The sequence below is a fragment of the Streptomyces alfalfae genome (assembly GCF_004127445.1).
In the GTDB taxonomy this organism is placed as follows: domain Bacteria; phylum Actinomycetota; class Actinomycetes; order Streptomycetales; family Streptomycetaceae; genus Streptomyces; species Streptomyces alfalfae.
This window is the reverse complement of sequence record NZ_QEXM01000043.1, coordinates 773,219-791,204: the sequence shown is the minus strand read 5'-3', so window position 1 is coordinate 791,204 and position 17,986 is coordinate 773,219. Positions and strand designations below refer to the sequence as shown.

The 17,986-nt window shown below is 71.7% G+C and carries 17 protein-coding genes and 1 pseudogene; 13 read left to right on the top strand and 5 right to left on the bottom strand.

The window, feature by feature from the left end; all coding sequences use genetic code 11:
- The first annotated feature begins 134 nt into the window (after positions 1 to 134).
- From DCW30_RS26560 to DCW30_RS26545, 4 genes are all read left to right on the top strand, one after another.
- Positions 135 to 926 (top strand): hypothetical protein, encoded by a 792-nt coding sequence (locus DCW30_RS26560; protein ID WP_062775463.1) that lies wholly within the window; start codon positions 135 to 137, stop codon positions 924 to 926.
- An 80-nt stretch (positions 927 to 1,006) separates the two neighbouring features.
- Entirely contained in the window at positions 1,007 to 2,335 is a 1,329-nt protein-coding gene (locus tag DCW30_RS26555; protein WP_076683981.1) for a copper amine oxidase, read from the top strand.
- Between the two features lie 103 nt (positions 2,336 to 2,438).
- Positions 2,439 to 3,680, top strand: a complete 1,242-nt coding sequence (locus tag DCW30_RS26550) for an SAV2148 family HEPN domain-containing protein (protein WP_076683980.1) — start codon at positions 2,439 to 2,441, stop codon at positions 3,678 to 3,680.
- A 115-nt stretch (positions 3,681 to 3,795) separates the two neighbouring features.
- Positions 3,796 to 4,503: a 3'-5' exonuclease gene (locus DCW30_RS26545; RefSeq protein WP_076683979.1), complete on the top strand. Its 708-nt coding sequence runs from the start codon at positions 3,796 to 3,798 to the stop codon at positions 4,501 to 4,503.
- Positions 4,504 to 4,519: 16 nt separating this feature from the next.
- Here DCW30_RS26545 and DCW30_RS26540 read toward each other — a convergent pair whose 3' ends face one another.
- The gene (locus DCW30_RS26540; protein WP_076683978.1) at positions 4,520 to 5,383 is read right to left on the bottom strand and encodes a phosphotransferase enzyme family protein; all 864 of its coding nucleotides are present in this window, start codon (positions 5,381 to 5,383) and stop codon (positions 4,520 to 4,522) included.
- A gap of 178 nt (positions 5,384 to 5,561) precedes the next feature.
- Here DCW30_RS26540 and DCW30_RS26535 point away from each other — a divergent pair, with 178 nt between their 5' ends.
- From DCW30_RS26535 to DCW30_RS26525, 3 genes are read left to right on the top strand one after another with little or no spacing between them, the layout of a single operon-like run.
- Positions 5,562 to 6,485 carry a carbohydrate ABC transporter permease gene (locus DCW30_RS26535; protein ID WP_076683977.1) on the top strand — a complete coding sequence of 308 codons (924 nt, stop codon included), beginning with the start codon at positions 5,562 to 5,564 and terminating at the stop codon, positions 6,483 to 6,485.
- On the top strand, positions 6,482 to 7,318 hold the full coding sequence (locus DCW30_RS26530) for a carbohydrate ABC transporter permease (protein WP_062775443.1): 837 nt from the start codon (positions 6,482 to 6,484) through the stop codon (positions 7,316 to 7,318). Before DCW30_RS26535 ends, DCW30_RS26530 begins: the two co-directional genes overlap by 4 nt.
- On the top strand, positions 7,318 to 8,631 hold the full coding sequence (locus tag DCW30_RS26525) for an ABC transporter substrate-binding protein (protein ID WP_079249954.1): 1,314 nt from the start codon (positions 7,318 to 7,320) through the stop codon (positions 8,629 to 8,631). Before DCW30_RS26530 ends, DCW30_RS26525 begins: the two co-directional genes overlap by 1 nt.
- Before the next feature lie 130 nt (positions 8,632 to 8,761).
- Here the strand turns inward: DCW30_RS26525 and DCW30_RS26520 are convergent, their stop codons facing one another.
- Positions 8,762 to 9,805 (bottom strand): ABC-2 transporter permease, encoded by a 1,044-nt coding sequence (locus DCW30_RS26520; RefSeq protein WP_076683976.1) that lies wholly within the window; start codon positions 9,803 to 9,805, stop codon positions 8,762 to 8,764.
- Between the two features lie 333 nt (positions 9,806 to 10,138).
- On the opposite strand from DCW30_RS26520, the gene DCW30_RS26515 reads away from it, so the two are divergent.
- The 6 genes and pseudogenes from DCW30_RS26515 to DCW30_RS26490 all read left to right on the top strand — a co-directional run bounded on the left by DCW30_RS26515 (position 10,139) and on the right by DCW30_RS26490 (position 15,723).
- The gene (locus DCW30_RS26515; protein ID WP_076688764.1) at positions 10,139 to 10,576 is read left to right on the top strand and encodes a MarR family winged helix-turn-helix transcriptional regulator; all 438 of its coding nucleotides are present in this window, start codon (positions 10,139 to 10,141) and stop codon (positions 10,574 to 10,576) included.
- Positions 10,577 to 10,617: 41 nt separating this feature from the next.
- Positions 10,618 to 11,866: pseudogene (gene mgt / locus DCW30_RS26510) on the top strand (macrolide-inactivating glycosyltransferase).
- A 256-nt stretch (positions 11,867 to 12,122) separates the two neighbouring features.
- Positions 12,123 to 13,160, top strand: a complete 1,038-nt coding sequence (locus DCW30_RS26505) for a CDP-alcohol phosphatidyltransferase family protein (RefSeq protein WP_076683974.1) — start codon at positions 12,123 to 12,125, stop codon at positions 13,158 to 13,160.
- A 310-nt stretch (positions 13,161 to 13,470) separates the two neighbouring features.
- On the top strand, positions 13,471 to 14,682 hold the full coding sequence (locus tag DCW30_RS26500) for a S8 family peptidase (protein ID WP_076683973.1): 1,212 nt from the start codon (positions 13,471 to 13,473) through the stop codon (positions 14,680 to 14,682).
- 122 nt (positions 14,683 to 14,804) lie between these two features.
- Positions 14,805 to 15,353, top strand: coding sequence for a DUF1697 domain-containing protein (locus tag DCW30_RS26495; RefSeq protein WP_076688762.1), 549 nt, complete (start codon positions 14,805 to 14,807; stop codon positions 15,351 to 15,353).
- Positions 15,346 to 15,723 (top strand): nuclear transport factor 2 family protein, encoded by a 378-nt coding sequence (locus tag DCW30_RS26490; protein WP_076683972.1) that lies wholly within the window; start codon positions 15,346 to 15,348, stop codon positions 15,721 to 15,723. The genes DCW30_RS26495 and DCW30_RS26490 overlap by 8 nt, the downstream gene beginning before the upstream one ends.
- Here DCW30_RS26490 and DCW30_RS26485 read toward each other — a convergent pair.
- The 3 genes from DCW30_RS26485 to DCW30_RS26475 form a co-directional block, all read right to left on the bottom strand.
- Positions 15,711 to 16,223: a GNAT family N-acetyltransferase gene (locus DCW30_RS26485; RefSeq protein ID WP_076683971.1), complete on the bottom strand. Its 513-nt coding sequence runs from the start codon at positions 16,221 to 16,223 to the stop codon at positions 15,711 to 15,713. The two genes, DCW30_RS26490 and DCW30_RS26485, sit on opposite strands and share 13 nt — an antisense overlap.
- 90 nt (positions 16,224 to 16,313) lie before the next feature.
- A complete protein-coding gene (locus tag DCW30_RS26480; protein ID WP_076683970.1) occupies positions 16,314 to 17,171 on the bottom strand; it encodes an SCO6745 family protein in 858 nt (285 codons plus the stop codon).
- Between the two features lie 11 nt (positions 17,172 to 17,182).
- Positions 17,183 to 17,983, bottom strand: a complete 801-nt coding sequence (locus tag DCW30_RS26475; RefSeq protein ID WP_076683969.1) for a sirohydrochlorin chelatase — start codon at positions 17,981 to 17,983, stop codon at positions 17,183 to 17,185.
- Positions 17,984 to 17,986 lie beyond the last annotated feature (3 nt).

Here is a 17,986-nt window from a genome sequence, read left to right as displayed (position 1 = left end):
CCCTCGGGTCGGGGCCACATTGGCCAGAGTCTGCCCAAAAGTGGGGCAACCACTGCTGAGTTCAACCCGTCTAACCCCCTGACCACATACTGGGCATGCCCACAAATGGGGTGCCAGGGGAGTAGGGGGAGTAAGTGCGCGAAACAGTCAGACGCCACCTCGGGAAGGTGGTGGCGGGCGCGGCGGTCGCGGCGGCCGGCACCGCCGTGCTGGTGGGCGTCGCTCTGCCCGGAGCGGGGGCCGGCGAGTCGGGGGGCCGCCAGGCCAACGCCGCGGCACAGGAACAGGACGCCATCGCCAGGAACGGCGTCGTCGAGGAGGCGCCCGAGGAGGGCGCGAAGGGCGTCGGCAGCGATCCGCTGACCGACGAGGAGATCGAGCGGGCCGAGAAGGTGTCGGTGTCGGCGCCGATGCGTTCGAGCGCCAGGGACGTCGAGGGGGACCGCGGCCCGCAGCTGCTGTCCACGAACCTCAGCGAGCCGGACCCGGCCAACGTCGGCGCGGCGGCGCAGCGCAAGGCCGAAGTCGTCTACTACGACTACAAGAAGGACGCGGTCATCACCAAGACGGTCAATCTGGAGACCGGCAAGGTGGACGACACGACGACCGCCCAGAACGTCCAGCCGCCGCCCAGCCAGGAGGAGCTCGTCGAGGGCGCCAGGCTGCTCATCGCCGACCCGCTCGGCAAGGGCCTGAAGAAGGACTTCAAGCACGCCACCGGCAAGGCGCTCACGGGTCCCGGCCAGCTCGAACTGAGCGGCATGGTCTTCCGCAAGGAGACCGTCGAGCGCGTGCCCGGGAAGCTGGCGGAGTGCGGCAAGCACCGCTGCCTCCAGGTCGTCACCAAGGTCAAGAGCGGCCCCTGGATCGACACCAGGTCCCTCGTCGTGGACCTGAGCGCCGGCACGGTGGGCCGTCTCGGCTGACCCGGCCGCGCGGCACGGCAGCCGTGCCCGAGCCGGACACCACACTCGTCTTCTCCTCGTATGAGGGAGTTCATTCCGCAATGCACGTCAACAGACTTTCGCGCGCCCGCGGCCGGGCCACCATGGCCGTCGCGGTCTCCGCGCTGATCGGCGGCGCCCTGAGCGCCGCCACCCCCGCCTCCGCCGCACCGCAGGCGCCCAGCGCCCCCGCGGCCGCGGCCGCGGCCGCGGCCGACTGCAGTGACGCCTACAAGATCGAGCAGACCCTCGACGGCGGCACGACCTGGCGCATGTGCTGGCACTACAACACGCTCTCGGGGCTGATACTCGACAAGGTCAGCTACCAGCCCAAGGGCGAGCCCAAGCCGATACCCGTCCTGACCAGCGCCCGCCTCGCCCAGGTGCACGTCCCCTACGACGACGGCGAGGCCGAGTACGACGACGTCACCGGCACCGACTTCGGCCAGGCCCTGCAGAACCTCAAGACCAGCGAGTGCCCCGGCGGCACCATCAAGACCGTCAAGGTCCCGCACCGGGGCAACGTCAAGGGCCTGTGCACCACCACACGCGCGCGTGGCCACGCCTACCGCCTGAACGACGACGCGAGCACCGGCGGCACCGGCAAGGTCTACACGGGCCAGGGCAAGGACCTGCTCGTCTACACCGTCAACAAGGCCTCCTGGTACGAGTACATCACCGAGTGGCGCTTCTCCTCCGACGGCACGATCACCTCCAACGTGGGCGCGACCGGCAGCCTCTCGCCGTACGACTACGACGGCGGCGACAGCCGCGGCTGGCCCATCGGCAAGGGCGACCAGGCCAAGGCAGAGAGCCACGCCCACAACGTCTTCTGGCGGCTGAACTTCGGCCTGGACGGCTCCCCGAAGGCCAAGGTCGAGCAGTACGACTCCACGGTCACCCCGCCCACCGGCCAGGGCAGCCCCAAGACCAAGACCACCCGCACCAAGGTCACCAAGGAGCTCGCGGGCAACCGCAAGGACATGCGCTGGTGGCGCGTGGTCAGCGGCGCGGGCAAGAACAAGGACGGCCACCCCAGGTCGTACGAGATCGTGCCCGGACCCAGCAACAAGCACGCGGGCCGCGAGTTCACCAAGCACGACGTGTACTTCACCCAGTACAAGAAGTGCGAGCAGTACGCGAGCAACAACCCCGGATGCGCCGGCTCCGCGCCGACCAGCGTCGACAAGTGGGTCAACGGCCAGACGATGACGCACCCCGTGACCTGGGTGCACATCGGCTTCCACCACATCGCGCGCGACGAGGACCAGCAGCCGATGCCGGTCCACTGGCAGGGCTTCTCGCTGGCGGCGCGCGACGTCACCGCCATGAGCCCGCTCACTCCGCAGGACCTCGCGGGGCAGAACGGCCAGCCGCCCCTGGGCGGCTGACGGGCCACCCTGCCCATCGGGCTGCACCGCCCGCCGCTCCCGGAGTACCCTTCCTTGATCGTTGACGGGGGAGAGTGCACGGGAGCGGAAGGCGGGTGCGCGGGTGAGCTCGGGTGGGCGGGAGCTGCCCCCAGGTGACGAGGGTCACGAGGGGGGCTCCGCGGACGTACCCGCCGGAGCGGTGTCACTGGCGCGGCCGATGGAGACGGCGTCCCAGATAGGTCCGGAGCTGGAGTGGGACGCCGAGGCCTGGCGCGAGGTCCGCACGCGCGCCCAGCGCGCCGGGCGGGCCTACATCTGGCTGAACCTGGTGGAGCAGCGGCTGCGCGCGGTCGTGGCCGCTGTTCTGCGCCCGGTCTACGAACCGGTGCACGCCGACGACTGGGTCGTCGCCGCCGCGGGCCCCGCGGGTCAGGAGTGGGTGCAGCGGGCGGTCGCCGTACGCGAGGTGAGCCGCCGCAAGGGGTACCTGCTCGACCCCGCCGACGACAACGTCCTCAGCTTCCTGACACTGCCCCAGCTGCGCGAGCTGATGGTGCAGCACTGGCCGTGCTTCGAGCCGTACCTCGACGAGCGGCGCGACGTCGAGCTGGCCCTCGACGAGCTGGAGGTCACCCGCAACGTCGTCTCGCGCAACCGCGCGCTCTCCGAGGCGGTCCTCGCCCAGGCCGAGCGTGCCTCGGCCAGGCTGCTCGACATCCTCGGCGCGGGCACCGACACGCCCTCCGCGCGGCGCCTGCCCGTCGACGCCGTCGAGGACCTGGTCGGCGACCGGTACGCGGACGTGGTCGCCGTCCACCCCGACCGGGTGCGGCTGCTGCGGCAGTTCCCCGCGGAGGACATCTTCGGCGGCGCCCGCCGCCTCGACGCGATCGGGATCGGCCTCAACCTCCTCGCGCAGAACTTCTCCGGGCGCCGTCTCGTCAGGCTGGCCGAGTCCGGCTGCCGTGCGCGGTTGCTCTTCCTCAACCCGGCGAGCAGCGCGGTCAAGCGCCGTGAGCGGGAACTGGGCATCAAAAAGGGCGAGTTGAGCCGCACGGTCGAGATGAACATCCTGCACATGCGCCGGGTCAGGGCGCGGCTGCGGGACCCCGGCGCCTTCGAGATCCAGGTCTTCGACGAGACGCCGCGCTTCACCGCGTACCTGGTCGACGGGGACGGGTCGGACGGCATAGCCGTCGTCCAGTCGTATCTGCGCAGGACGCGGGGGATGGAGGCGCCGGTGCTCGTGCTGCGGGGCGGCGGCCGGGTGGTGAAGTCGGACGATCCGGGCGAAGGCGGTCTTTTCACCACCTACCGCGAGGAGTTCGAGCTGGCGTGGGCGGACTCGCGGCCGGTGTCGTGAAAGCCGTGGTGGCGGGCGTGGTGGCGGGCTGAGCGGAACGCGGTCCTCCCGTTGTCAGTGGCGCATGCGATCGTGGTGGTCACTGGGGGAAAGCACCACGAAGAAGGGGGCGGCCATGGGCTGGCACCAAGAGCTGATGGTCGGGTTCGACCTGGAGACGACAGGGACGAATCCGGCCGAGTCGCGCATCGTCACGGCGGCGGTGGTCGAGCTCAAGGCCGGTGAGACGCTGGGGCACCGCACCTGGATCGCGGACCCGGGCGTTCCGATACCGGCCGACGCGGTGGCCGTGCACGGCATCACCGATGAGCGCGCGGCGGCCGACGGCAGACCCGCCGACGAGGTGGCGGGGGCGGTGGCCGACGTCCTCACGTCGTACTGGCTCTCGGGTGTCCCGGTCGTGGCGTACAACGCGGTCTTCGACCTGAGCCTGCTCTCCGCCGAACTGCGGAGGCACGGCCTGCCGTCCCTGAGCGAGCGCCTCGGCGGCGCCGAGCCGGGCCCGGTCATCGACCCGTATACGATCGACCGCCGCGCGGACCGCTACCGCAGGGGCAAGCGGAACCTCGAAGCGGTCTGCACGGAGTACGGCGTGGTCCTGGAGTCGGCCCACGACGCCCTGGCCGACGCCCTCGCCGCGGTCCGGCTGGCCCACGCGATAGCCGACCGCCACCCCAAGATCGCGATACTCGGCCCGGCGGAGCTCCACCGCCGCCAGACCGAGTGGTACGCGGAGTGGGCGGCGGACTTCCAGACCTTCCTGCGCGGCAAGGGCGACGCGGGCGCGGTGGTGGACGGCGTGTGGCCCCTGCGGGAGAGCTGAGGACGGCCGCCCCGGCTCAGAAGGGGTACCAGCGGACCTCGGGGTCGCCGTCCCGCAGCGACGCCACGCGCCGGCGGAACTCCTCAAGTGCCCTGGGGTTGGCGGGTGCGTGCTGGGCCACCCAGGCACAGCTCGCGGTCTCCCGGGCCCCGCGCAGCACGGCGCACCCGTCCCACTCCCGCACGTCCCAGCCGTAGGCCGACACGAAGCCGTCGTAGGCCTCGGCCGGGAGGCCGTAGCGGTCGCGGGAGAGCGCCATGACGACCAGGTCGTGCTCGCGCAGGTCGAAGGAGAAGGTCTCCAGGTCCACGAGGACGGGGCCTTCCGGGCCGACCAGGACGTTGCGGGGCAGCGCGTCGCCGTGGATCGGGCCCGGGGCGAGGTGCGGGGTCAGCGCGGCGGCGGCGGTGGCGAAGCCGTCCCTGCGCCGGCGCAGATAGTCCGCGTCGGCCGGGTCGACGGCGTCGCCCGCGAGCCGCAGCCAGCGCTCGACGCCACCGAGCAGTTCACGGCGCGGCAGCTCGAAGGAGGGGGGTTCGAGTGCGTGTACGCGACGGATGAGCGCGGCCACGTCGCGCGGCTCGGCGGGGCGCACGGCCTCCGGGAGCCGGCGCCAGACCGTGACCGGATGGCCGTCCACGAGGCGGGCCTCGCCTTCGGCGGCGCGCACGGCGGGGACGCCGGCCTGTTCGAGCCACCGGGCGACGGCGAGTTCGCGGCGGGCGCGGTCGAGCAGTTCGGGCGAGGCGCGCCCGACCTTGACGACGACGTCACCGGCGGCGAACACCGCGTTCTCGCCGAGCGCGATCAGCTCGGCCCCGCCCGCCGGAACCGCCAGAGCCGCCGCGTCCAGCACGCACCGTGCCCGCGTCTCGTCCATCCCATGCCTCCCGCACCCGTCACCCGATCACCCGGATCGCCGACAGTGTCGCATTCGCACTGGCCACGGCGTGTGCGCGGGCCGCGCGGTCGCTTGACGTAACAAGATCACATCAGCACGATGACGGGGGCCGCCAGGGCGGCCGGACCCACCCCAGCCGCCCAAAGGAGCCGATCCCGTGACATTGGCGACCGCGACGAAGCGGTCAGCGAGAGGCCCGCGGACATCCGGACCGCCGGACCACGGCGCGTGGTTCCTCGTGCTGCCCGCACTGATCCCGATCCTCGTCCTCAGCGTCGGCCCGCTGCTCTACGGCATCGCGCTGGCCTTCACCGACTCCCAGTCGGGCCGCACGGAGCCCACGCAGTGGATCGGCGCGCTCAACTTCCAGGACCTGCTGCACGACACGCTGTTCTGGGACTCGTTCCGGATCGGTCTGCTGTGGGCGTTCGGCGTCACCGTGCCGCAGTTCTTCCTCGCGCTCGGCCTCGCCCTGCTGCTCAACCAGCCGCTGCGGATGCGCTGGCTGGCGCGGGCGCTCGCGATCATCCCGTGGGCGATGCCCGAGGTCGTGGTCGGCATCATGTGGCGGCTCGTCTACCACCCGGACGCCGGCGTGCTCAACGAAACGCTCTCCTGCCTCGGCCTCGGGAAGGGCGAGGACTGGCTGACCGGCACGGCCACCGCGCTCCTCGCCGTGATCGTCGTCGGCATCTGGGCGGGCATGCCGCAGACCACCGTCGCGCTGCTCGCCGGGCTCCAGAACACCCCGCGCGAGCTGCACGAGGCGGCCGCGATGGACGGGGCGGGGGCCTGGCGCCGGTTCCGCACCGTCACCTGGCCCGCGATCAAGCCGATCGCCCTCGCCATCACCGCGCTCAACTTCATCTGGAACTTCAACTCCTTCGCCCTGGTCTACGTCCTCACCCAGGGCGGCCCCGGCGGCCGCACCCGCCTGCCCATGCTCTTCGCCTACGAAGAGGCCTTCCGCTACGGCCAGTTCGGGTACGCGGCGGCCATGGGCTGCGTCATGGTCGCCGTGATCTCCGTGATCCTCGCCTTCTACCTGGTGGGCCGTCTGAAGGGAGGCGACGAGGCATGACGCGCACGAAGAGGACCACGCGCGCCGCGCAGTACGTGGCGCTCGCCGCCTACCTCGTCTTCCTGGCCTTTCCGTTCCTCTGGCTGATCTCCACGGCGTTCAAGCCCGCACGGGAACTGGGCAGCCTGCACCCGACCTGGATTCCGCAGGACCCGACCCTGGAGAACTTCCGCCAGGCCTTCGACGAGCAGCCGCTGCTGCGGGCCGCGGGCAACTCCCTGGTCGCGGCGGTCAGCGCGGCCCTGATCGCGGTCGTCATCGCGACCCCGATGGCGTACGTCATGGCGCGGCACCGCAACCGCCTCGCGAAGGCGGCCACCGGGTGGGTGGTGATCAGCCAGGCGTTCCCGTTCGTCCTGATCATCATCCCGCTCTTCCTGATCCTGAAGAACCTGCACCTGATCAACTCCCTGCTCGGCCTGATCATGGTCTACGTGGTGTGGTCGCTGCCCTTCGCGCTGTGGATGCTCGTCGGGTACGTCAGAGCCGTGCCCGCCGAGCTGGAGGAGGCGGCGGCGGTGGACGGCGCGGGCAAGGCGCGGACGTTCGTCTCGGTCGTCGCGCCGCTGCTCGCGCCCGGCATCGTGGCCACGGCGATGTTCGCCTTCATCACCGCGTGGAACGAGTTCTTCTTCGCGCTCGTCCTGCTCAAGACCCCGGAGAAGCAGACGTTGCCGGTCATCCTCAACCGCTTCATCGGCGCGGAGGGCGTCGCCGACCTCGGCCCGCTCGCCGCGGCGGCCTTCCTCGCGACCATCCCCTCGCTCGTCGTCTTCGCGATCATCCAGAAGCGGATCACGGGCGGCATGCTGGCCGGGGCGGTGAAGGCCTGATGCGCACCCCGCGGTTCCGCTTCCGCCGCGCCCGGTTCCTCGGCGCCGCCACCGCGCTCACCCTGCTGCTCGCCGGATGCAGTGGTGGCTCTGGCGACGACGACGGCGGCCGGATCACCCTCCAGTTCCAGTCCCTGGCCTGGCAGAAGGAGTCCGTCGACGCCAACAAGGCACTCGTCGAGGAGTGGAACGCCACGCACCCCGACGTCAAGGTCGAGTACGTCCAGGGCAGCTGGGACAGCGTCCACGACCAGCTGCTCACCTCCTTCGAGGGCGGCGAGGCGCCGGACATCATCCACGACGCCTCGGACGACCTCGCCGACTTCGCGTACGGCGGCTATCTCGCGGACCTCGGCGACCTCCTCCCCGAGCGCCTCCGGTCGGACATCCCCGAGCGGAGCTGGCAGACGACGACGTTCGGCGGCAAGATCTACGGCGTGCCCTTCCTCCAGGAGCCGCGCGTCCTGATCGCCGACGCGAAGTGGCTGAAGAGGTCGGGCGTACGGATCCCGACGCCCGAGAAGCCGTGGACCTGGGAGGAGTTCCGGCGCGTCACGGCCCGGCTCGGTGACGGCGAGGACGGGAAGTACGGCGTCGCCTGGCCGCTGAAGGAGCCGGTCTCCGCGACGCTCAACCTCTCGCTGTCGGCGGGCGGCCGACTGTTCCACAGGGGCGCGGACGGCAAGGTCGACATCCGCTTCGGCACGGCCGACGCGGTCATGCCGCGCACGGTGCACGACCAGGTGAACACCGACAAGAGCGCCTCGGGCGTCACCCTCGGCATGGGCGGCTCCGACACGCTCCCGGGCTTCTTCGGCGGCAAGTACGCGATGGTCCCGCTCGGCTTCTCGTACCGCCAGCAGATCGCCCAGCAGGCCCCCAAGGGCTTCGACTGGCAGGTCCTGCCCGCGCCCGCGGGGGCCGATGGCCTCGCGCAGGGCGTCAGCCCGCAGACGCTGTCCATCGCGGAGGACAGCCGGCACAAGAAGGAGGCGGCCGAGTTCATCGACTTCTTCCTCCAGCCGCCGAACATGGTGAAGCTGGCGCGCGGCGACTGGATGCTGCCGACCGGCGAGGAGGCGCTGCGCGACCCGGCGCTGCACACGGACAAGGACGACTGGGCCACGGGCACGGCCCTGGCCGAGCACTTGCGCCCGGCCCCGGCCCAAGCGGTGCGCGGCTACCCGGAGTGGAAGGACAAGGTCGCCACCCCGGCGTTCCAGGAGTACTACAGCGGGGCGATCGACCTGGCCGAGCTGCGCGAACGCCTGGTGGAGGACGGGAACAGGGTGCTGGCGCGGTACCAGCGGTAGGGGCGGCCGGGCGCTGGGGCCGGTGGCCGGGGGCGCGTTGCGGGAAAGTCCCGGCGACCACGCCGTGTACGACGGCGTGCCGCCGGGACTTCCGTGCGCCGGGACTTTCGTGCGCCGAGCCCGGCCGGCGTCAGACGGCGACCGACTCCTCCATCTCCTCCTCCTCGGCGGGCTCGGTGGCCGGTGCCACGGGGCGGCGCCGTTCCCACAGGGCGGCGACGGCGACGGCGAGCAGGCCGATGGCCAGCCAGGCGATCAGGGTCCCCACGTGGGCGGGGAGGTCGTGGCCGCCGAAGTAGAGGTGGGCGCGGATGCCTTCGACGAAGCCGGCGCCGTTCCAGAACGAGTGCAGCGAGCCGAAGAAGCCGCTCTGCAGTTCGGGGCGGAAGAGGCCGCCGGACGTGGTGAAGTTCAGCATCACGAAGAGCACCATCATCGTCAGCGTGGTCCAGCGCTTCAAGAACGTGTGCAGACCCACGCCGATGAAGAGGACGCCGGCCGAGTAGAGCCAGGCCATCGCCCACACGCCCCAGAGGCCGTGGTGCGCCAGATGGAAGATCGGTCCCGCGAGCGCCGCGCCGATCAGGCTGACGGCGAAGGAGACCCCGACGACGAGGCCCGCGCGGGCCCGCATCCGCAGCTCCGCGCCCGCGGCGCCGAGCACGGCCACGGAGGCGTAGGAGCCGATGCTCACGGCGACGAGCAGGAAGAACAGGCCCTGGCCGGTGGGGTCGTCGGCGACCGGCTTCGCCACATCGGTGACCTTCAGCGGTGCGCCCTGCTCCGCCGCGAGCGGCGTGAAGATCTTCTGCACCGCCATGGCGCTCATGTCGGAGCCCGCCGAGGCCACGACGAGCTCGGGCGCCTTCGCGTCGGGGATGTAGGCCCCCGCGATGTCCAGCGACCTCAGCGCGTCCACGGCCTCCCCGCGGTCGGGCAGCGACCGCACGTCGAGCGCGTCACCCGCCGCCGCACGGACGCCCTGCGCGACGGAGTCGGCCGCGGGGCCAGAGCCGACGACCGCCACCGGCAGGTGGTTCGGCTCGGGGGTGACGAAGGCGCCCATGTAGGCGAGGCCCATGCCGAGGCACATGAGCAGGGGCGTGACCAGGTGGAGGAGGACGTGGCGCAGGGTGTCGCGCGGTCCGGGGGCGGATTCCGCGGTGGCGGACATGGGCGTTCTCCGTTGCTCGGGGCGTGGCGTGAAGGGGGAGGCGCGAAGCCGGTGGCCGGCAGGTCACCGGACAGCCGGCCGGGCCGACGAGGGCAGCCGGGCAGCAAGGCAGCAAGACAGCAAGGCAGCCGGGCAGTCGGGCCGACAGGTAGTTGGTATATGCAACCCACCCCGATGTTGTACTCTACAACCATCCACGGAAAGGGTGAAATCGTGTCCGAGCGAGACAGTTCCGCGGCCGGCTCCTCGGCTGCCGCCTCCGCCGACCCCCCGGAGGGCGACGGCGCGCCCGCCGGTCCCCGCGGCGACGCCATCGAGACCATCCAGCGGGAGATGACCGCCTTCGCGCGGCGCGCGCGTGCCACCGCCGCGCGGATGCATCCCGAGCTGTCGCTCGTCTCGTTCACGCTCCTGGGGCACCTGGAGTTCCAGGGCGGCTGCCGGGCCACGGACCTGGCCGCGCACTACACCCTCGACAAGTCGACGATCAGCAGGCAGGTCGGCGCGCTGGAGAAGGCCGGGCTCGTCGAGCGGCGGCGCGACCCCGCGGACCATCGCGTGCACGTGCTGCACCTGACCGAGCGGGGCGACGAAGTGCTCGCCCAGGTCGGCAACGCCCGGCGGGTCGCGTTCCGGGAGCGGCTCGCGGAGTGGAGCGAGGCGGATCTGTCGCGGTTCGCGGAGTATCTGTCGCGGTACAACGAGACCGCCGCCGGGGAGCCGGCCCGCGGCCGCGCTGACGGCCACGGCGGCGGCGGCGGCGTCGAGTGACGCCGTACGGCCATGAGGCGGCCGCGGGTAAGGCGCGGAAAATGTTGCACGAGACGTATCGTCTCGCTTAAGCTCCCGGGTATGACCACACCCCGGCCCGCCCATGTCGCCATGTTCTCGATCGCCGCGCACGGGCACGTGAACCCGAGCCTCGAAGTCATCCGCGAGCTCGTCGCCCGCGGGCACCGCGTCACGTACGCCATTCCGCACGTCTTCGCGGACAAGGTCGCCGAGACCGGCGCCGAGCCCCGGCCGTACACCACGACGCTGCCCTCGCCGGACGACGACCCGGAGGCCTGGGGCACCGAACTGATCGACAACATCGAGCCGTTCCTGGACGACGCGATCCAGGTCCTGCCGGAGCTGGCCCGCGCCTACGAGGGGGACGAGCCCGATCTCGTGCTGCACGACATCACCTCGTACCCCGCACGCGTCCTCGCCCGCCGCTGGGGCGTCCCGGAGATCTCGCTCTCGCCGAACCTCGTCGCCTGGGAGGGGTACGAGGAGGAGGTCGCCGAGCCGATGTACGCGGAGCTGAAGGTGAGCGAGCGCGGGCGGGCCTACTACGCGCGCTTCATCGCCTGGCTCGCCGAGAACGGGATCGACCAGGACCCCGACCCCTTCGTCGGCCGGCCGCCGCGGTCCCTCGTGCTGATCCCCAAGGCGCTTCAGCCGCACGCCGACCGGGTCGACGAGAGCGTCCACACGTTCGTCGGCGCCTGCCAGGGCGACCGGGCGGCGCAAGGCGACTGGGAGCGGCCCGCCGGCGTCGAGAAGGTGCTCCTCGTCTCGCTCGGCTCGGCCTTCACCAAGCAGCCCGGCTTCTACCGCGCGTGCGTCGAGGCCTTCGGGGGGCTGCCCGGCTGGCACGTGGTGCTCCAGGTGGGCAAGCACGTGGACGCGAGTGAGCTGGGCGAGGTGCCGGCGAACATCGAGGTGCGTGACTGGGTGCCGCAGCTCGCGGTGCTGAGGAAGGCCGACGCCTTCATCACGCACGCCGGTGCGGGCGGCAGCCAGGAAGGGCTCGCCACCGCCACGCCGATGGTCGCCGTGCCGCAGGCCGCGGATCAGTTCGGCAACGCCGACATGCTGCAGGGGCTCGGTGTCGCCCGGCATCTGCCGATGGCGGAGGCGGACGCCGGGGCGTTGCGCGAGGCGGCCCTCGCGCTGGTCGACGACCCCGAGGTGGCGCGCCGGCTGGCGGAGATCCAGACGTCCATGGCGGCCGAGGGCGGCACCAAGATGGCGGCCGACCTCATCGAGGCGGAACTCGCGAAGGCGCGGGCCTGACGGGGTGTGACGTGACGTCACGCGCCCGCCCCGTCGGAGTCACCGCGCCCGGCGGTTCCCCTTTCGGGATAACGCTCCGTGACGTTTTTCGGTAACGCTCAGGTAACGTGCCCTTGTTCTGGCAGGGCCATTGACTCGTCCTGAAAGGTTGACCGTTACCCCCGGTTGAAGGTTGCACGGGGGAGATCTTGTATCTGGAATGAACCCCTCCCTAGCGTGAGATGAACTCCCGTCGAACGCCAGGAAGTTGACCCCCATGCGCCGAGACATACCGCCCCTCGCAGAGGTGCGCCGCATCACCGAGAAGAAGCGTGACGCGTGGTGGACCGTGTTGCTCGTCGACCCGGTCGCCACGCCGCTCGTGCGGTTCACCGCGATGCGCACGAACATCACGCCCAACCAGATCACGTGGGGCGCGTTCCTGATGGGGCTCGGCTCCGCCGCGTGCTTCGCGTTCGGCGACTGGCAGTGGCTGGTCCTCGGCGCCGTCATCTACCACGTCAGCTTCGTCCTCGACTGCATGGACGGGAAGGTCGCCCGGCTCACCGGCCAGGGCTCCGTCTTCGGCGCCTGGCTCGACTTCGTCTTCGACCGCATCCGCGTCATGGTGTGCGGTGTCGCCCTGATGGGCGGCCAGTACGGGCGCACCGGCGACACCTTCTACATCTGGCTCGCGCTCGCCGTCGTGGGGCTCGACACCCTGCGGTACATCAACTCCCTGGAGATCTTCAAGATCCGGCACACCATGCGCAAGCAGATCAAGACGCGCATGCGGGCCGCGCGGCGGGCGCAGAACGAGGCGGAGCTCGCCTTCATGGAGGACCTGCTGCGGGACAACCCCCAGGCGGACATCGAGCAGGACCTGCAGAAGGCGCGCGGCGAGGCCCCGTACACCGTTCCGGCCCAGCCCGGCGCCGAGGCGGTGGCCGGAACCGGAGCCGGGTCAGGCGCCGAGGCCGGGGGTGCGGGGGAGGCCCTTTCGGCCGCCGCCCCCAAGGCTCAGGTCATCGACCTCCACCAGGAGTTCCGGCGCAAGTTCCCGCTCTATCTGCGGGCGCGCTCCTTCCTGCTCCGGCACCGCATCAGGGCGCACCTCATCAGCGGCATCGAGTTCCAGATGGGCGTCTTCATGATCGGCCCGCTCTTCGACGCGGTGATGCCCGCGACGATCGTGTCCGGCGCGCTGCTGCTCGTCTTCGAGCTCGCCATCATCTACAAGCTGCTGCTGTCGACGAGGGACTTCACGCGGACGATCGACTCCTTCGAGGAGGAGCGGGTCGCCACCACGGTGTGACGCGGCGCCCCTGCCCCGGGTGGCCGGAAAAGGGGTGCGCGGGGCCCGGGTTGGGGTGGTTCGGCCTCCTGATGTCCGTTCCCGTGTGACAGATCCCGTTTGTTATTACAGAACCTTGTTGAACAAGTCACAGGTGCATGAAGGTATTGATCTGCGCGCGTCAATCCGTCAGGGTTTCGTCCCAACACCCGGAGATCTTCCGGGCCGCGAGGACCGTCGCGGCGACTTTGTCGCCATGACGCCCCCCTTCTCGCGAGACAGCTGAATACCCCCACATCCCCCCACATGCACCACGAGGAGACCCCTCTTCATGGCAACTCACAAGCGCGCTCGCTCGATGAAGCTCACCGCCGCGATAGCCACCACCGCCACCGCGATCGGCGTCACGGTCTTCGCCACCACCTCCTTCGCCGGAGCGGCCACCCCCGCAGAGGGCAAGGTGTACGGCCTCGACGCCAAGGGCGCCGTCGCCGGCAGCTACATCGTGATGATGGACGAGAAGGCCGACAAGGGCGACAAGAGCGACCTGGCGCAGGAGTACGGCGGCGAGCTCAAGCGGAACTACTCCTCCGCGATCAACGGCTTCTCCGCCAAGGGCCTGAGCGAGACCGAGGCCAAGCGCCTCGCGGCCGACCCGGCCGTCGGCAAGGTCGTCCAGTCCAAGAAGTTCACCATCGACGCCACCCAGGACGGCCCGCCGTCATGGGGCCTGGACCGCGTCGACCAGACGGACACCGCGGGCGACAGCAAGTACACCTACCCCGACACCGCCGGTGAGGGCGCCACCGCGTACGTCATCGACACCGGCGTCCGCGTCAGCCACAAGGACTTCGGCGGCCGTGCCACCTCCGGCTTCGACGCCGTCGACAACGATGACAACGCCGACGACGGCAACGGCCACGGCACGCACGTCGCCGGCACCATCGCCGGTGAGGCGCACGGCGTCGCCAAGAAGGCGAAGATCGTCGCCGTGCGTGTCCTTGACGACCAGGGCTCCGGCACCACCGAGCAGGTCGTCGCGGGCATCGACTGGGTCACCAAGAACCACCAGGGCCCCTCCGTCGCCAACATGAGCCTCGGCGGCGGCGCCGACGAGGCCCTCGACGCGGCCGTGCAGAAGGCCATCGCCTCGGGCGTCACGTTCGCGGTGGCGGCCGGCAACGAGTCGACCGACGCCTCACAGGGCTCCCCGGCCCGCGTGAAGGAGGCCATCACGGTCGCCTCCTCCACCAAGGACGACGAGCAGTCCGACTTCTCCAACTACGGCGACGTCGTCGACATCTACGCCCCGGGTTCGGACATCACGTCCGCCTGGAACACCGGTGACGACGCCACCAACACCATCTCCGGCACGTCGATGGCGACCCCGCACGTCGTGGGCGCGGCCGCGATCTACCTCGCCGCCCACCCGGACGCCAAGCCCGCGGACGTGGCCACGGCCCTGACCGAGGGCGCGACGCCCGACAAGATCTCCAACCCGAGCGAGGGCACGCCCAACAAGCTCCTGAAGGTCGTCGAGTAGTCCTCGCCGCCCCTCCCATGAGCCGCGGTCGTCGTGCCCACCCCCACGGGGCACGGCGACCGCTCCGCCATGCGGGCGCCCCGCACCGCCCGTCGCCTGTCTATCGTGGGCGCATGGCGACGGTGACCAGGACCTACGCGGCGCTCCTGCGCGGCATCAACGTGAGCGGCCACAAGAAGGTGCCGATGGCCGACCTGCGCGCGCTCATCGAAGGGCTCGGGCACGGCGGCGTGCGGACGTACCTGCAGAGCGGCAACGCCGTGTTCACGGCGGACGGCGGCGACGAGGAGTCGCTCGCCGCCGGGCTGCGGACGGCGATCGAGGAGCACTTCGGCTACGCCGTGGACGTCCTGGTGCGCGACGGCGCCTATCTGCGGGCGGTGGCCGACGCCTGCCCCTTCCCGGCGGCCGAGCTGGCGCCCAAGCAGCTCCACGTCACCTACTTCTCCGCGCCGGTCGACCCGGAGAGGTTCGCCGCCGTCGACCGGCCGGCATACGCGCCGGAGGAGTTCAGGCTCGGCGACTGCGCCCTCTACCTCTACGCGCCCGACGGCCTCGGCCGCTCCAGGCTCGCCGACCGGCTCGCGAGGCCCCGCGTGAACCAGGGCCTCGTCGCCACCACCCGTAACTGGAACACCGTCACCCAGCTCGTGGAGATGACCCGTGACTGAGCGCAACCCCGCCGTCGACGCCGCCATCGACGGCGAACTGCACCTCCTCGACCCCGAGGTGCGCGCGTCGCCCGAGCTGTTCGAGGCCCTGCTGCACCCGGAGTTCACCGAGATCGGGGCCTCCGGGACACGCTGGGACCGGGCGTCGATCGTGAGCGTCCTCATGGCCCGCCCCGACCCGAACTCCGGCCCCACCACCACGTCCGGCATGCGGGGCGTCCAGCTCGCCGACGACCTGGTGCACCTGACCTTCGACACCGACCGCAACGGCCACAAGGCCCACCGCAGCTCGCTGTGGCGGCGCACGGAGGACGGCTGGCGGCTCTGGTTCCACCAGGGGACGCCCTTCGACGACGGTCAGAGTGGTTGACGCGAGGTGAGGAGCAGGGTGGTCCTGCCGTTGTCCTCGGCGACCTCACGGCCCTGGGTGTAGCCGAGGCGCTTGAGGACGGCGAGCGAGGCGGTGTTCTCGGAGTCCACGGTCGCGTGCACCTCGGCGAGCCCCAGCGTCTCGTGACCGTACGAGGTGAGCAGCCGCGCCAGTTCGGTGCCGAGCCCGAGGCCCCAGCTCTCCCTGGTCAGGCCGTACACGATCTCGTGGCCGTCGAGCCAGCTCTCGGGGGAGGGCTTGATCTCGGCGTGGCCGACATAGCGGCCCTCGTGCCGCACGGCCCAGACGGGGAAGCGCTCCTCGGCGTAGACCAGGCTGAATATCCGGCCGAAGAGGGCACGGTCCTCGGCGGCGCTCTGCACGCCCTCACCGAACCAGCGGCCCACCGCCTCGTCCTGGAACAGCGCCACGAAGCGCGTCTCGTCGGAGGCGACGTAGGCGGTGAGCGTCAGGCGTTCGGACCGCAGTTCGGGTGTCATCCGCGAGACGCTAGGGGGCCCGGGTCCGGGGGGCAAGTGATGTGCTCCGGCCAGGGCTCGGCCGATTCCGGCCGCCCCGGCAAAGGCCCCCTAACCCGCCGTGTGCGGCAGGCCGATCGGGTTGGGGAAGGGGAGGATGCCGGAGTCCAGGACGGAACGGGCGGCCGGGAGCAGGGCCGTGAGCAGGGCGTCCGTCGTCGTCCTCGGCAGGGGGCGCAGGAGGTGCCCCGAGAGGCGGTCCGTGTCGTCCTCCACCTGCTCGCGCTCGGTGAGCCCGCGGTCGGTGACCCGGCCCGAGCCGTCGATCAGGCCCCGGCCCCGCAGCCGGTCCACGGCCGCCGCCCACTCCTCCTCGGTCCAGCCCCTGGCCTGCCGGATGCCGCCCGCGTCCACCCGTCCGGTGACGGCGGCGAGCGCCAGCGCCTCGCGGGCGTCCAGGCCGTGGTCGGCGAGGACCGCCACATGGGCGTCGCCGCGGAACTCCCGTACGCAGGTGGCCAGTTGCCAGAGCTGTTCGACCGGGTCGGCGCGGTCGGCGAGGGCGCGGTTGGCGGCGAACAGCGGGCGGGCGAGCGGCGGCGCCTCCGCGACGGCGGCGGCCAGGGGGCCGTTGACGACGGCCGCCAGCCTCTCGACGTCGGGCACGAGGTGCCGCAGCGCCCGTGCCGTGTGCCGCGCCCGCTCCTCGACGACGCGGTCCGGCGACACGTACTCCCAGGCCGACGGCAGGGCGCGCTCGACCATGGCGGGCGCGAAGACCCCGAGGGCCGCCGCGGCGACGCCGGGCCCGACACGGCCCATCGGGGCGGTGCGGCCGGCGAAGTACCCCATCCAGAAGCCCTTGAGACCCACGGCGCGGCCGAGGCCGCGGCAGTGCTCCTCGAAGTAGATCACCGCGTGCAGGGGTTCGGTCCGCAGCCACAGCGTGCGGGATCGGCTCGGGGTCATGGCTCCACAAGCTAGGCCAGTGCGGGTGTCCGCGCCAGAGGAGCCGTCGGGCGGGTGCCGCAAACGTGGGCCTCGTCATAGCGCCGCACGAGCAGCCGGGCCACCGTCGGCGCGGGCCCGAGGACGTCCGCGAGGACGTCCGCCCCGGCGGCGCCGCGCGCGATGCGGTCCGGCAGGAAACCGGGGGCGAGGACGTAGGGCGCGACGGCCACCCGCCGCACCCCCGGCTCGGCCCGCAGCGCGCGCACGGCGTCCTCCGTGCGCGGCAGGGAAGCGGAGGCGAACGCAGGCCGCACGGCGCACCAACCGGTGTGCCGCCACTCCCGCGCGATGTCAGCGATCACTGCGATCGCCTCCGGGTCGGAGGACCCCGCCGAGGCCAGCACGACCCCGGTCGAGGACTTGTCGGCGGGGTCGAGCCCCGCCTCGTACAGGCGCTGCTCCAGAGCGGCCATCAGCAGCGGGGACGGGCCGAGGACCGCCGCCGTGCGGATGCGCAGGCCCGCGGGGGCGCCGCGCAGGACGGCCGGGATGTCGGCCTTGGCGTGGAAGGCGCGCGTCAGCAGCAGGGGGAGCGCCACGACGTCGCGCACGCCCTCGGCCGCCAGACGCTCCAGGACGCCGGGGACCGTGGCCGCGTCGAAGTCGAGGAACGCCGTCTCCACCCGCAGCCCCGGCCGCAGCGACCGCACCCGGCGCACCAGCGCGTGGACGGTCTCGGCGTGCCGCGGGTCGCGGCTGCCGTGGGCGATGACGAGGAGCACGGGCCGGTGCGCGGGAGGCGTGGGGTGCCCGGGACGCAGGGGATACATGGG